Below are 15,126 nucleotides of genomic sequence, written 5' to 3' on the forward strand. Positions count from 1 at the left end.
ACAACCAACAACTGACAACTGACAACCGACAACCGACTATATAAAAATGTTGCCACGAGAAGAACTTTTAAAGGGTGTTGAAAATCGAGATAGTGTAGCTCGTGTAATTGATCAAGCAGAGCAAGCTATTAAGACTTGGGAAGTGGTTGTGACAGATTTTTTGTCTCCGCCAGAGTTGGCAGAGATTCAACGGGTGTTTAGTCGGTTAACAGACGTGCAGTTGGTGGCTTGGGGTGGATATCCGCAAGCAGAACGCCAAAGATTAGCGATCGCCCGTGCTGAGTTACCCTTAGATCAATCTCAAGTTAGTCTTTTGGTGCTTGAAATCGCTGGTAATTTCCTATTTGACTCGGCGACTCACCGCGATTTTTTAGGCGCAATGCTGGGAACGGGGATTGTCAGGGAGAAAACTGGCGATATTATTGTTCTGGGTGAACGGGGAGCGCAAGCCATCGTTGTTCCAGAGTTGGCAGAATTTTTGCAAATTCATCTTAATCAGGTGCGTTCTGTTCCTGTAAAAACCCAACCCATTGAGCTAACTGAGTTAAAAGTTCGGGAACCGAAAAAGAAAGAATTGACTACAGTGGAAGCTTCTTTACGGTTAGATGCGATCGCCTCTGCTGGTTTTGGGATGTCCCGTAGTAAGATGGTAGACTTCATTGATTCCGGTGATGTCCGTGTCAATTGGAAAGAAGTCACCCAAGCTAGTTCACAAGTAAAATCGGGTGACTTAATCGCCATTCGCGGTAAAGGACGCTTAGAAGTTGGAGAAATTGCCGTGACGAAAAAAGAACGTTATCGCGTCCAACTCACCAGGTATATGTAAGTTGACAGTTGACAGTTGATAACTAAGCTTTGAAATGTTTAGCTAAAAGACTAAGCAAAGTTTTGCGCGGCACAAGTCTAGCCACATTGCTTCTCAGTTGGGTACTGGTATCACTAATAATTACAGTTGGTTCCCAGTTTTCCAAGGCTTTGAGTGATTTCAAGACAACTTCCTCAGAACTCATTACCTTATTGGTGGTTTCCGCCAAAGCCTGGGGAAAATTAGCCTCAGCAAAAAAGTCAGTTTCCGTTGGGCCTGGACAAGTAACTAAAACACGAACACCATATTGGCGATTTTCTGCCCATAAAGCTTCACTAAAACTGACAATAAAAGCCTTACTCGCTGCATACACTGAAAGATAAGGTATCGGTTGAAAGCCTGCAATGGAAGCGACGTTAATAATACTTCCCGAACGGTTTTGACGCATTAAAGGCAAGAATCTATGGGTCAAATCTACCAATGCTAAAACGTTTAACTGGATAATTTTAATTTGTCTTGTGCGATCGCTTTGAGCAAAGTCACCATAATCACCAAAGCCAGCATTGTTAATTAAACAATCGATCGTCAATCCTTTGCTTTTTGTTATATCAAATACATCCGCGACCGCATCTATTTCTGTTAAGTCTTTAGCGATTACATCTACTTGAATTTTGTGTTGCTGTTGTAATTCTTGAGCTAATTGATGTAACTTATGTTGCGATCGCGCCACAAGTACAAGATTGGTCTGACGTGCAGCTAATTCTTGAGCAAAGGCTTTACCAATACCACCAGAAGCACCCGTAATTAAAGCAGTTGACATTTTAGATAATAAGTATTTTCTTATGCTACTTATAAATTTTAACAATAGATTTTTTGGTCATTAGTCATTAGTAAAAATCTAGTACCGTAGACTATTGACCTGATTACACGCTGTTTTATTTCTGCCAGTTAATTTTTTAGGTAATCCTGGGAATACTAGTATCATAAGTTCTATTTTATCTCTATGTATCGCCTTAATCAAAGAGCCTGGAAACTATTGCTAGCAGAAGTGGAAAAATGTAGTGGTAATGACCAAGTTAGTAAGATTGAACGGGAAATAGTAAATAAAAGGTTAGAAAAGCTACGTTCAGAAAAAGGCTCTCCTGCACAGATAGACGAACTAAGAGATACAGTGGTGGACATATATCCACAATTCAGTGAGAAAATCCTCAAGCAAGCTGCAAAAGCTAATCAAGCGCCTGGAATATTTACCAAAATCAAATGGACAGTAATTCTCGTGGGTAGTTCGGCGGGGATTGTCTGGGTAGTGAATTTACCTTATCCCATGATTCGCTGGCCTGTGGCGAGAACATTACCAATCCTACTGTTACCCAGCTATATGAGTATGGATTATCACTATCGGGGAGTAATTCAAAATCTGGAGCAAGCTGACCAGTTAATTAATAAAGCTACGAGTTCATCTGATATTGAGGAGGGAGGAAAAAAGGTCAAAGAAGCACAAAAACATCTAGATAATCTACCAGTTTGGTTTTTGGGATATTATCCCCAGGCTTACTGTAGTTTGTTTGGTTGCAGTTGGCGATTCACTTTAGATGAGTTTGAAGCAGCTCGTCAACGGACAGCGCGAATTAGTGCCGTTGTTTTTCAAGATAAGAACGCTTTAACACCTCTCAATCAAGGTGAACTAGCGATAGAATTGGCGAAAAAACAATATGAACAAGCTACTAATAGCAAAGATAGAGAACAGGCGATCGCTTCTTGGCAAGCAGGAATCGACCAGTTGGAAGAAATTCCCGCACAAACATTAGCCGCAAAAACCGCAAAAGCGAAGCTAAGAGCCTACACACGGGATTTTGAAAACGCTCGAATTGGTAGTTTCATTGTCGCGGCTCAAGAATTTGATCTCGCCGCCGAGAAAATCAAGCAAACACAGCCACAGACAGCCTCGGAATTATGGCAACAAGCCATGAATCGCATCAACCAAGTTCCCTTAGAAAACCCTAGATACTTGGAAGCACAAAAGTTATTAGCAATTTACCAAGGCAAAATTCAGGGCATTGTTGATCCTAAAAGTGGCAAATTGATTGAGGGAGCCAAACAATTCGCCTTGGCTGCTGCTCAAGCCTCCCAAAACCCACCACATACAGAAACACAATGGAGGCAAATTGCTAAACTGTGGTCAACAGCAATTGAGCAATTAGAAAATGTGCGCGTAGAAGAACCAGGTTATGTGGAAGCGCAGAAATTATTAGCAACGTACCAAACCAACTTAGGAATTATCGAAACTCGACTGCAAGCTGAAACTGAGTCGCAGTCATCACTGAAACAAGCTAATGAGCAAATTCAAAGTTTGATTGCTGCTCCTCCCTCCGACCCGCAACGGTTCCAAGGTCAAATACAAGGGATTATCAACCAACTCAACACTATCAAGCCGGGAACAACCGCCTACCCTGAAGGGCAAAGACTACTGGCTTTGGCGCAGAAGCGACTGAAACAATAAAACTTTGCTTTTATGAAAAATGTGTGTTACTGTTATAAATCGTGTGGTTAAGGACGTATAGCTCAGTTGGTTAGAGCGCTACGTTGACATCGTAGAGGTCACTGGTTCGAATCCAGTTACGTCCATAAAGTAAACATATCTTATTTGATTTGCAAAAACTTATCTAAGGCTGACACCATACTAGGCGGCCAGCGACGGATATTTTTTACCCAGTTCATATCTTTATATCGGGTATCTAAACCATAAGCCGCAACCCAGTTGCTTTCGGCTTCACCCTGTTGTCCGTTTACCCAGTAGATAGCTGTTAGGGCGGCGCGAACATCTGCGAAGTTGGGGTATTTACGAACAATATTACGCATTTCCCGGATTGCCTCATCTTTTTGCCCAGTTTCATAGAGGGCAATAGCATAGTTGGCGCGGGCGAAGGCAAAGTTGGGGGCAATTTCAAAGGATTTTTGGTAATCAGCGATCGCTTCAGACCATTGCCCTAAACCTGCTTTAGCATTACCCCGATTGTTATAGGCCATTGCATCGTTGGGGTCGAGTTCTAAGACATGATTATAATCGGCGATCGCTTCAGACCATTTCCCCAAGCCTTCTAATGCTGTACCCCGATTTAAATACGGATCGGTAACATTTGGGGCTAATTCTATAGCTTTGTTGAAATCTGTCAACGCGGCTTGTAACTTATTCTGACTCACCCGCGAATTGCCCCGATTACTCCAAGCCCCAGCATTAGTAGGGAAATTATCAATAATTCTTGTCCAATACTTTTCTGCGGTGACAAAATCACCTTTATTTGTGGCAGTAAATGCCTGATTTTTCCATTCCTCCCCTTGTTCTATTTGTTCCTGGGTAATCCATGGTTGTTGAGATTGTGCCATGACTGGTGTAACCCAGCCAAATAAAACTAATAAGCTGAGAACAACACTAATTAACTTAATCATTATCTGGGTTGACTGTTGACTGTTGACTGTTGACTAATTACTACAGTAAAGATAGCTGCTCATTTGGTGGTGTAAAGCCCATGTGTTTATATGCGGCTTTGGTGGCTGTGCGACCACGGGGAGTCCGACTGAGATAGCCAATTTGCATCAGGTAAGGTTCGTATACTTCTTCTATTGTTTGGGTATCTTCTCCGGTAGCGGCGGCGATTGTTTCTAAACCTACGGGGCCACCGTTAAACTGCTCGATAATCACACTGAGCATTCGGCGGTCTGTCCAATCGAGTCCGCATGGGTCTACTTGAAATAGCTGTAGTGCTTCGGCGGCAATGTTTTGGCTAACTTCTGCACAGGATTTTACCTGTGCATAATCGCGGACGCGTTTAAGTAAGCGATTGGCAATACGTGGTGTTCCCCGTGAACGACGGGCAATTTCTGTGGCTCCGTCGTCGGTAACTTGGGTTTGGAGTAACTGAGCGCTCCGCAGGACTATTTGACTGAGTTCGTCAACTTCGTAAAAGCGCAGTTTTTGAATTAAGCCGAAGCGATCGCGCAGTGGTGAAGTTAATGCACCCACGCGGGTTGTTGCCCCCACTAAGGTAAACTTGGACAAAGGTATACTCCGAATCCGGGCGCTGGAACCTTTACCCACCGTGATATCTAAGCGGTAGTCTTCCATTGCCGGATAGAGAATTTCTTCGGTCATCCGCGAAAGTCGATGGATTTCATCAATAAATAAAATATCACCGGGTTTGAGGTTCACTAGTAGCCCGACAATATCCCTGGGACGTTCTAAAGCAGGCGCACTAGTGATTTTGTAATTGACTCCCATTTCCGAAGCTAATATCATTGCCATTGTTGTTTTACCCAATCCTGGCGGGCCATACAGTAGCAAGTGATCCAAAACTTCACCCCGCGACTTGGCTGCTTTGATGGCAATGTCCAGCACGTCTTTCAGGTCTTTCTGCCCGATGTAGTCGGCAAATCTTTGTGGTCTGATACTTTCTTCTTGCTTACCTTGCTCATCAATAGCAGCTTCAGGTTGCAAAACCTTCTCTTTGGGAACGGATGGTGCTGACTCCGGGCGCTTGTTTGGTTGTCCGTTGGGTTCTGGGGGCTGTTTTTTTGAGGAGATGATCGCCATAATTCAGCTTGCAACTCTAAGTTTAGGACTGTTTGCGTTAATTCTTCGCCGTAATACTGGTAGTAGAAATGGCGGCGAAGATTTTAGTGAGAAAATACACAGGTCAATTTAAAATTTAAATTCCGGACAATTACCCAGGAGTAAAAAAATTATTATGTTATCTAAAAGAATCTTACCTTGTTTAGATGTGAAGGCGGGACGGGTAGTTAAAGGAGTTAACTTTGTTGATCTTAAGGATGCTGGCGATCCTGTAGAACTGGCGAAGGTTTACAACGATGCTGGGGCTGATGAGTTAGTGTTTCTGGATATTACGGCTACTCATGAAGACCGAGATACTATCATTGACGTTGTTTACCGGACTGCCGAGCAGGTCTTTATTCCCCTGACTGTAGGTGGTGGTATTCAATCCTTAGAAAATGTTAAAGCTTTGTTACGCGCTGGGGCAGACAAGGTTAGTATTAACTCTGCGGCGGTACGTGACCCAGAATTAATTGATCGAGCGAGCGATCACTTTGGTAATCAGTGCATTGTTGTAGCAATTGATGCTAGACGCAGAGTAGATCCTAGTAATCCCGGCTGGGATGTTTACGTGCGTGGTGGTAGGGAAAACACTGGTTTAGATGCCTTATCATGGGCGAAGGAAGTAGAAAAGCGGGGTGCAGGAGAACTATTGGTAACAAGTATGGATGCTGATGGTACTCAAGCCGGTTATGATATCGAGTTAACACGGGCAATTGCTGAGTCAGTAGAAATACCAGTCGTTGCCTCCGGTGGTGCGGGTAACTGTGAACATATATACACTGCCTTAACTGAAGGGAAAGCGGAAGCTGCGTTATTGGCATCGCTGCTACATTATGGTCAACTCAGCGTGGCTGAAATTAAGAATTATTTGCACGAGAGCCAAGTTCCTGTCCGCTTATACACACAGTTCTAAAGACATCATGGAATTTACATTACGTCTAGCACAAGTCGGGTACAGTTCTCGAAAAGGATGTTAAGATTGTTTTACAAGTATTAATAAATATTAAAAAATATGTTGATTCCTATTTTATTATTTGATGTGGCGCTGGTGGCTTGGTCACTGCACCTAATGGAGAAGGCTGTAGAACATAAGGAATTCTCTCTCATGTTGGCAGGCACATTGGTGGCGTTAGCTGCTGCGGCTATGTTAGTAGTCTACTTTCTCATGGGGCATTGCATGAGCTATTTGTTACAAGTTAAGTAATCGGTACCCACAAGCCAAGATCATGAGATCGTATTTATGATATTGATTAAATTTGAGGAACTTGTGAGGAATTCGGGATTGGCAAATAAAAAATCACCAATCACCGCATCAGATGGAGAGTAGGGAATCTTTACGCATTACCAATTTGCACAAATATTATTTATACAAAAGTAATTTAATAGTGAAAGTAGTTCCTTGTCCTTCACCAGGGCTAGTGACATGAATCGCCCCACCGTGTAATTCTATGAGATAACGGGCGATCGCTAACCCTAAACCCAAACCATGTTGTTTATGTTGGCAGTCTGCTTGACGGTAGCGATCAAAAACGTAGGGTAAAAATTCTGACTTAATACCAATACCTGTATCAGTAACCGTGATATGGGCTTCAGAGTCTGTATATGATAGTTGGACTGTGATCTGTCCCTCTGGGGGTGTGAACTTAATCGCATTTGAGAGCAGATTGCCTAAAACTTGTAACAAGCGATTGATATCACCAGGAATCAGTGGAATTGATTCATCTATCACAGACTTTAAATGAATATTCTTAGCTTTTGCTGAGGGATAAGCAGTCTCAATTGCTACACCAATAATGGCAGCTAAATCTACTTGGCAAAATTCCAACTGTAACTTACCTCTGAGGACACGAGACATATCCAGTAAGTCTTCCAAAAGTTTTGACTGTGATTGAGCATTGCGTTCAATGGTTTCTAAGGCACGGGTAAATGTGGTTTCATCAAGCTGGCGAGTACGTAGCAATTGTGACCAACCGAGAATTGCATTCAGAGGCGATCGCAAATCATGAGATACCATGGCCACAAACTCGTCTTTTGTGTGATTGGCGGCTTCCGCTTCTGCACGAGCTAATTTTTCTAATTGCAATAGTTGGTTGCGTTCTGTTTCCGCACGTTTGCGATCGCTAATATCGGTTGTACTGCCGACTACTCGCACTGGCTGGCCATTTTCATCTCTGGTGATTACCCCTTGGTCTAATACGTATAAATACTGTTTGTTTTTGTGTCGAATGCGATATTCAAAAGTATAACGATTTTGATTAACAGGTAAATTTTGGAATTGCTGAACCAAAAAATCCTGGTCTTCAGGATGAATTTGCTCTTGCCACCATTCAATAGTTGGGGTGGCTTCCTCCACAGAGTAGCCTAAAATCCGCGTCAGTCCCTCCGTTCTGGTCACCGTACCTTTTTTTACATCCCATTCATAAATGAGAGCATTAATGGCGGCGGCTGCTAGTCGGAAACGTTCATTGCTAGAGCGCAGTTCTTCTTCAACTTGCTTACGAGCAGTGATATCAAAGGCTGTACCAACTATTTGGCGTGGTGAACCATCAGCATTCCTCGTGAACACGGAATTACGACTAAAAAACCAACACCATCCACCATTAGCGTGGTGCATCCTATACTCATGTTCGATGATATCCCCATCTTTGGCTGAGTCAAATTGCTGAAATACTTGCGGAAGTTGAACTAAATCCTCAGGGTGCATTAATTTGATGAGAAATTCTTTTCCCAAATCTTGAATCGTTTGGGGAGTATAACCTAATAAATCTCCAACCTTACCATTGAGATAAACATTGCGCTTTTCGACTAAATCGTAAACGTATAGAATTCCCGGAGTGGTTTCTGCAATGCGTTTAATAAATTTTTGGCTATTGTGTAATTGCTCCTCACTCCGGGAGAGTTCTTGACGTAATCGCGTTTGGATAATTGCTGAGTGGAGAGTTGAGCGTAAACGTTCTGCTGTTGTTTGTTCTTTTACCAGATAGTCATGAACACCACTTTTCATTGCTTGTACGGCGATCGCTTCATTACCGTAACCAGTTAACATGACTATAGCTGGCATACTTCCCTTGACCAGCTTTTGTAATTCAGCCAGAAATTCTAGTCCATCTTGGTCTGGCAGTAAAAAGTCTAATAAAATTACATCAGGTTGCAACTGCCGACATAATTCCAGTGCTTCCTCTCCTGAGTCTTTTTCCAGAATTGTATAGTTATGCTCTTGGTCTTGCTGGAGATAGCGGCGATAAACTTGGCGATCTTCAACACAATCATCAATAATTAGAACGGTTAGCGGTTGTGCCATGACTAATTGCTAACAGCATCAGGAAGAATCACAATATCTAACCAGTAAGTTAAAAAACTGTGAATTGTTTTAACTAAACGGTTTATATCTATAGGCTTAAGGATATAACTAGCGACGCAATATCGGTAACATATTTCAATATCTTTAGGATTACAAGAAGTTGTGAGGACAATCACAGGAATATGTCTCAGGTTATGATCCTGTTTAATTTGGGCTAATACTTCTCGTCCATCAGTTCCCGGTAAATTAAGATCAAGCAAAATAATCGAGGGACAAGGAGCCATTTCCAGGTTGAGATAAGCTCCTGCATGGTAGAGAAAATCTAAAGCATCCTCGCCATCAGTGCAACGAAAAACAGGATTTAACACTACTTCTCGTTGCATGACTCGCTGGAAGGCTTCAAAGTCTTCGTCGCTATCTTCAATTACTAATAAAGGTTGGGTGTTGTTACCAATCATCTGGGGAGTGCTTAAAAGTTCTCTAAATTTTGAATTGGTCATGTTGCTACACATCTTGCAGCGTGAAATAAAACGTACTACCTTCGCCGTAGGTTGACTCCACCCAAATTTTACCGCCGTGTCGTTCGACAATTTTTTTGGCTATGGTGAGTCCTGCACCTGTACCACCGCCATATTTGCTAGGGCTGTGTAGTCGTTTGAAGATGCGGAAAATAGTTTCAAAGTGTTTTTCTCGAATACCAATGCCATTATCTCGCACGTAAAATGTGGGTGGTAGCGGTGGATTGTCGATGTAGCCAATTTCAATCCATTTGTTGGCTTTGTCATTGTATTTGATGGAGTTGGCAATCAGATTACTGAAGACTTCGCCGATTTGGATGCGATCGCAGTACACTACAGGCAGTAATTGTAAAATCCTAATTTCCACCCCTGTCTCCTCAATTCGCCCACTTAACATATCTAGAATGCGATGCACATTTTCATTGAGGTCGGTGTCCTGCATGGATAAATCAACCCGTCCCAAACGGGAAAAATGCAGCAGCGAATCAATCAAATCTTCCATCCGTTGGGTGAGACGAATCAGGGTGAGTAACTTTTCCTTTCCTGGTGCATCGATAATTTCGCCATAATCTTCCATCAAAAAATTAGAATAATTATGAATTCCCCTTAGTGGTTCTTTCAAATCGTGAGAAGCGATATAAGCAAAAGCATCTAGTTCCTGATTGCTGCGTTCCAGTTCAATATTGAGCTGTGCTAGTTCATCCGCTTTTTGCAACACTATACCAATAATTGCGCTTCTTAACTCTAGTGCTGCATTCACTTCATGAGATTTCCACGGTTGTGATTTTAAAAGTACAGTTTCTTTCCATAAATCAAAAGACTTGCGAGGTGATAGGCGTATTTCACCATTTGCTATAACTTCTACAGGTTTATGAGGATTTCCTCCCCAATCTACAGTTCTTACCACCTCTGGCCGAAACCATAAAATATAGTTTTTCTGACTTCTAGAAATAGAAAGCGCTATCAAGCCGCTAGCCACATCCCGTAATTTTTCGGCATCTGGGTAAACTGTTGCGAGTGAATCTGTGGCAAAAATCTCCTCATGTATATTTTGACTCATCCATTCCACAAGAACTTGAATATCTGGCATGGGAGGAACTTGACCAACTGTACAAGAATTACCGTTAAAACAAACTGCTGCTCCTTGTGCTTTTACCAGGTCAAGTATATTCGGCTGATGGTCAATTAAGGCATTAATAAAGTCATTTTCAGCCGACATATATTGTACTAATTTGCTATGCACCGATTTCACTTGAATTTTATCTTCTGTATCCTCACTATCTTCTTTGGCACTCATTTCTACAGAAGTCATTTGTCCTAAAAATTCACAGGCGCTCCGTATTTCATAGGGTATATATTTTGGTGATTGATGATGGCAGGCAATGAGTCCCCATAACTTCTGATTTTTCATGATTGAAATCGACATAGAAGCTGTCACGCCCATATTCTGCATATATTCAATGTGTAATGGGGAGACGCTGCGAAGAACTGAGCGACTTAAATCTAAAGGCTGGTCATTGAGGGGATTATTAATGGGAACAATTGGTACTGGTTGATATTTAGCATCTGGGATTAACCTCAGCCAGTTTTGGCTATAGAGTTTTCTAGCTTGTTGTGGAATATCAGATGCTGGATAATTTAACCCTAAATAAGATGTAAGATATTCTGGTTTTACTTCGGCAATAACTTTACCATTCCACTGTTCATCAAAACGATAAACCATCACTCTATCAAAGCCAGTAATTTTCCGGACTTCTTGAGCTAATATCTGGCTGATTTCTGTTGTGGTTGCTGTACCTTGTAGTTTTAGCATCGCTAGTTTTACAAGGTGATAAAATCGGAAAAACGAATGGGTTTTGTCTGATAAATTAGCTTCTAATTCTAAAATTAACAAATTATTAGAACGATGGGCAATAACATCAAAACTAATGCTTTCGTTATGGGATTTTATAATAAATTCCAGGGGATTAATAATTTGTAAATCTTCCTGTGCCAAACAATCCTTTAATAAACTAAGTTGTTCCGCTTCTAGTAAACAGCTTAAATGTTGATTGAGTAACTGTTCGGGATGTCTTCCCAAAATATTGAATGTATTATTACTAACTTGCAGAATCGTTAAGTCTACTTCTTGTAATACTAAAAGTACTCCATGAGGTTGAATTAACCCAGGAATATGAATTGGCTCTTTGCTACAGTTACTGAGGTCTACCTGAAAGGGAATAGTGATATCGTTGATGTTCACTTCTCAGTCCTTAAAATTACAACCATTACCAAGACTTTTGATTAGGACTTACGCGAACAGGTTATCTGTTGAGACCGGGTATCAGGGTATAGGGGAGCCAGTTGCGTGGACGGGTCTCCCTACTTGTTTGCTGTTAAGCGTTCCCGCAGGTTACAAACTGGCGCGTGTAAGGGTTTTAAGCATTTATACCCTTATACTCCTACACCCTTGTCCAAACCCTTGATCTTTCGTTTTCATGCGTAAGTCCTATTGATGTAACAATTATATTGAAGCATTAAAAAATACTGAATTCTTGTCCATCAAGAATACTTGACTGTCTCAGCATAACAATTCGTGCAGATATGAGTAATCATCTCTTTACTCATTATTTGTACTTGTATACATGAGTAGGCTTAAATTCAATTCAAAATGCTAAATATAGCAGTAAGACTTTGCTTGTGGAAGTATAAATAAAGATGTAGTTGTATTAAATCAAATAAAGCGATCGCCATCCTATTTGATTTTTTCGCAGCTAGGCGCGATGAACACAGCCTTTTTCCCCTATTCTCTATTTCGATCCCGTTTCAAAACTGATTTGCTCAGACTCATAGTTTGGTGGTTCGACGTGAATGATAATCCTGACTGGACTGAAGCGTTCTTCTAGTCGTCTTTCGACTTCTTCGGTGATGCGATGAGCCGTTTCCACATCTGGCGCATCAACTATTAAGTGCATTTCCATGAAGATTTGACGACCAAGGACACCCCGTGAGGCGATATCGTGACAATTAATTACCCCAGGTACAGCAACGGCGATCGCGTGTATGGCTTCTGGTGCGATCGCCATTTGATCCACCAACCAAGGTAAATTCTCTTTTAACACTGACCAACCACTCCAAAATACCAACAACGCCACCGGAAAAGCTAACACTATATCTAGCCATTGATACCCAAGCCAAACCCCAATCAAACCAAATATTACTGAGATTGTTACCCACACATCACTCATAGTATGAGTCGCATCGGCGATTAAGATTTGACTACCTACCCGCTTACCTTCATTACGTTCATAGAACGCCACAAAAATATTTACGCCCAAAACAATCAGCAACAACCACAACTCAGGCGGTGAAATTCTGACAGGTGCGCCACCCTTGAGAATACGCTCAATCGCACCTTGGAGAATTTCAAAGCAGGCTATTCCTAAAAAGGCGGCGATTCCCAAAGCACCCACAGCTTCAAATTTGTGGTGTCCGTAAGGATGTTCGCGATCGGGATATGGAGAAGAAAAGCTACTGGCGAATAATCCGAGAATATTGTTAGCACTATCTGTCACACTATGCAACGCATCGGCTAACAAGCTGAGAGAACCAGTTAAATACCCTACAAATGCTTTTAACCCCATAACAAACAAGTTGAGCAGTAGGGTAATCAATAAAACTTTGCGTACCACCGCACGGTTATCGTAAGCCATAGATATTTTTAAACACCCAGTTCTATGACTTCTAAGTTTACTTCTAATGTAGATATTTAAACATCAATCAAATGTATCAAAGTCTTACACTGTAAGACTTATATATCTCTGTTATCGTTAATTGAATATCTATTTTATTGAGATTAATTATAGTTTAAAACTGTCATAACATAGTTAGACAGTAGTAATTATTTGAAAGAATACAGCATATTTTTATCATTAAGAGTCAGCCGTCAACCTTCCGGGTGACGCTCAAGAGCGTCGCTACCGCTCGCAATCTTCCCTACGGGACACTTTGTGAAGGCGCAGTATCTGTCTTTGCTACGCAACGCTACCGCGAACTTACAGAAGAATGCGACTGCCGCACAGTCAATAGTGATTCTTCATCTCCCTCACCCTCCGTTTTTCTGGGGAAATGGACAAAAAATGCCAAACTGGCTGAATTGGACGTAGGAAAATTGTATTCTGTATTTTAGGTAACTGTTTTGCGATAAATTTTTTGTCTGTGAAAATAGTATCTGGGGTTAAGAAATGGTAATAAATCTTCAATCTTCTAACGGCAAAGTTCAAAAATGGGACAATCAAAGTGATGCTCTTGATCACTTATTTACCATCTTCAGCATTCCAGAACAGACAAAATTACACACTATCGAATCAGCAAAACTTTTCTTGGGCAATTGCTAACTATTTCTACGATTACTAGACCTTATCTTTATAACAAGCATTTTTTGATTAAAAAATCATGGTAATTGCTTCTAAACTCTTATAGTTGAAGGATTTTACTTAACTCAACTACTGGGGTTTAAAAGCAAAATAGATGGAGCTAAGACGGCTATCTCAATAGCAAATGAAATGACTAATAGCAAGGTTCTCATTTAATTCAGCCTCCATGCAAATACCATATCCAAAATGTATGGCGCATCAATTTGATAGTACCTAAATATAATTAGAAATGGTTCATGCTGACGCACATTGCCAAACCATTAATTGCGGATAGTTTATTTTTTGATGTTCCATAAACAGCTAAAAACTGGTGGAATCAGTCTATAAATTTCATATTTAGATAAATATCTCCAAGACACTATGAGCTACCACATAAATTCTTCCCAAAATCGGTTTCACAAAATAATTACGACTGAACAATTGAATCAAGTCATCGAAGCTATTACTGATGGAAGATATTCTTGGGCTTGTGTTTTAATTTTACGTTTTGTTGGGTACAATCCTCTTCACTTTATTCCCCAACGGACTTATAGCCGTCTTATGAAGGACAATAGACAAGTTGCCAATATACCTGGTTCATTAAATAATGGAAAATCCATAAGTGCCAATTCCCCCATAACTAACTCTAGCGTAGTTAATAAAGCTTCTACTCAGGATTTAAACCAGTCGAATAATTCTGATTACTTAACCACTCCTGAACCAGATAAGAGGGGAAATATTCCAGGGTATTTAGAAACAAAAATGGCAGTAATGTATAGCCGGAATCAATAGAAAGCAGAATTTATGTACCCAGGTCGTCTGTTGAGACTGGGTGTAAGGGGGTAAGGGTATAGGGGCGTAAATACTTAAAACCCTTACACCCCTGTTTTATCGGAAAAAGCTAGGTTCAAAACCGGACTTGCGTCCCGCTACGCTAACGCCCCTAGTGGGCGAAAAAATCCTTATCTCACAAGGTAGGTAGAAACCCCAACGCCAGTTCTCTCAAGTCGGGAAACCCCTTCGGGTTCGGCAGTCCACCCGGCGGCATAGCCGCACGTGTGGCTGCACTCACCGCCCACGAGACTGGATCAGGAATTGTGGGTGGCTGTCTTTAATTTTGAATTTTGAATTTTGAATTGATTCATCTCCTCTGTGTGGTAAATACAAACCACATGACAACAACCATCAAACCCAAATAAGCTGATACAGTTAACCATTCTTGCCAGCTACCAGATAAATAATTCATCAGTAAAAATGCGGTAAATTACAACAAAATCTCTGCTTATCGCCATCCTACGCCTTCAAGCTATCAGTATATTCCTCATGTAAACCGCGAAAAATTTCTGCTGTTTTTCCGGAATTGCCAAAAACGCCGTGGTATTACCTATCAGTACAACGAATTATACAGAACTTCTATATCAAAACCTTTGGGGAATATATCCCCACTGCATTTACAAAAGCCCGGACATAACCACCGGGCTTTTGTCTGTGATATCCCC

The 15,126-nt window shown here is 41.3% G+C and carries 14 protein-coding genes and 1 tRNA gene; 8 read left to right on the plus strand and 7 right to left on the minus strand.

Going from position 1 to position 15,126, the window contains the following annotated elements:
- The first annotated feature begins 46 nt into the window (after positions 1-46).
- Positions 47-826: a photosystem II S4 domain protein gene (locus ACN222_RS14420; protein ID WP_010997041.1), complete on the plus strand. Its 780-nt coding sequence runs from the start codon at positions 47-49 to the stop codon at positions 824-826.
- A gap of 22 nt (positions 827-848) precedes the next feature.
- Here the strand turns inward: ACN222_RS14420 and ACN222_RS14425 are convergent, their stop codons facing one another.
- Positions 849-1,625, minus strand: a complete 777-nt coding sequence (locus ACN222_RS14425; protein ID WP_096637157.1) for an SDR family NAD(P)-dependent oxidoreductase — start codon at positions 1,623-1,625, stop codon at positions 849-851.
- A 183-nt stretch (positions 1,626-1,808) separates the two neighbouring features.
- On the opposite strand from ACN222_RS14425, the gene ACN222_RS14430 reads away from it, so the two are divergent.
- Together ACN222_RS14430 and ACN222_RS14435 are read left to right on the plus strand one after the other, a co-directional pair.
- A complete protein-coding gene (locus ACN222_RS14430) occupies positions 1,809-3,305 on the plus strand; it encodes a hypothetical protein (RefSeq protein ID WP_010997043.1) in 1,497 nt (498 codons plus the stop codon).
- A 51-nt stretch (positions 3,306-3,356) separates the two neighbouring features.
- A tRNA-Val gene (locus tag ACN222_RS14435) sits at positions 3,357-3,430 on the plus strand.
- A gap of 15 nt (positions 3,431-3,445) precedes the next feature.
- On the opposite strand, the gene ACN222_RS14440 is transcribed toward ACN222_RS14435, so the two are convergent.
- Together ACN222_RS14440 and ruvB are read right to left on the minus strand one after the other, a co-directional pair.
- Entirely contained in the window at positions 3,446-4,252 is an 807-nt protein-coding gene (locus tag ACN222_RS14440) for a tetratricopeptide repeat protein (RefSeq protein WP_010997044.1), read from the minus strand.
- 40 nt (positions 4,253-4,292) lie between these two features.
- Entirely contained in the window at positions 4,293-5,393 is a 1,101-nt protein-coding gene (ruvB, locus tag ACN222_RS14445) for a Holliday junction branch migration DNA helicase RuvB (protein ID WP_010997045.1), read from the minus strand.
- A 154-nt stretch (positions 5,394-5,547) separates the two neighbouring features.
- Here ruvB and hisF point away from each other — a divergent pair, with 154 nt between their 5' ends.
- Both hisF and ACN222_RS14455 read left to right on the plus strand, forming a co-directional pair.
- Positions 5,548-6,327 carry an imidazole glycerol phosphate synthase subunit HisF gene (hisF, locus tag ACN222_RS14450; RefSeq protein WP_010997046.1) on the plus strand — a complete coding sequence of 260 codons (780 nt, stop codon included), beginning with the start codon at positions 5,548-5,550 and terminating at the stop codon, positions 6,325-6,327.
- A 99-nt stretch (positions 6,328-6,426) separates the two neighbouring features.
- Positions 6,427-6,618, plus strand: coding sequence for a hypothetical protein (locus tag ACN222_RS14455; RefSeq protein WP_010997047.1), 192 nt, complete (start codon positions 6,427-6,429; stop codon positions 6,616-6,618).
- Between the two features lie 156 nt (positions 6,619-6,774).
- Here ACN222_RS14455 and ACN222_RS14460 read toward each other — a convergent pair whose 3' ends face one another.
- From ACN222_RS14460 to ACN222_RS14475, 4 genes are all read right to left on the minus strand, one after another.
- On the minus strand, positions 6,775-8,715 hold the full coding sequence (locus ACN222_RS14460; protein WP_010997048.1) for a PAS domain-containing protein: 1,941 nt from the start codon (positions 8,713-8,715) through the stop codon (positions 6,775-6,777).
- Between the two features lie 2 nt (positions 8,716-8,717).
- Positions 8,718-9,173, minus strand: coding sequence for a response regulator (locus ACN222_RS14465; protein WP_044523073.1), 456 nt, complete (start codon positions 9,171-9,173; stop codon positions 8,718-8,720).
- Between the two features lie 46 nt (positions 9,174-9,219).
- A complete protein-coding gene (locus ACN222_RS14470; protein ID WP_190449567.1) occupies positions 9,220-11,475 on the minus strand; it encodes an ATP-binding protein in 2,256 nt (751 codons plus the stop codon).
- 547 nt (positions 11,476-12,022) lie between these two features.
- Positions 12,023-12,925, minus strand: a complete 903-nt coding sequence (locus tag ACN222_RS14475; protein WP_010997051.1) for a cation diffusion facilitator family transporter — start codon at positions 12,923-12,925, stop codon at positions 12,023-12,025.
- Positions 12,926-13,170: 245 nt separating this feature from the next.
- Here ACN222_RS14475 and ACN222_RS14480 point away from each other — a divergent pair, with 245 nt between their 5' ends.
- The 3 genes from ACN222_RS14480 to ACN222_RS14490 all read left to right on the plus strand — a co-directional run bounded on the left by ACN222_RS14480 (position 13,171) and on the right by ACN222_RS14490 (position 14,419).
- Positions 13,171-13,401, plus strand: a complete 231-nt coding sequence (locus ACN222_RS14480) for a hypothetical protein (RefSeq protein ID WP_010997052.1) — start codon at positions 13,171-13,173, stop codon at positions 13,399-13,401.
- Between the two features lie 55 nt (positions 13,402-13,456).
- Positions 13,457-13,609, plus strand: coding sequence for a hypothetical protein (locus ACN222_RS14485; protein ID WP_158303717.1), 153 nt, complete (start codon positions 13,457-13,459; stop codon positions 13,607-13,609).
- 399 nt (positions 13,610-14,008) lie between these two features.
- Positions 14,009-14,419 carry a HetP family heterocyst commitment protein gene (locus ACN222_RS14490; RefSeq protein ID WP_010997053.1) on the plus strand — a complete coding sequence of 137 codons (411 nt, stop codon included), beginning with the start codon at positions 14,009-14,011 and terminating at the stop codon, positions 14,417-14,419.
- Positions 14,420-15,126 lie beyond the last annotated feature (707 nt).

The sequence above is a fragment of the Anabaena sp. FACHB-595 genome (assembly GCF_048568275.1).
GTDB lineage: Bacteria > Cyanobacteriota > Cyanobacteriia > Cyanobacteriales > Nostocaceae > Trichormus.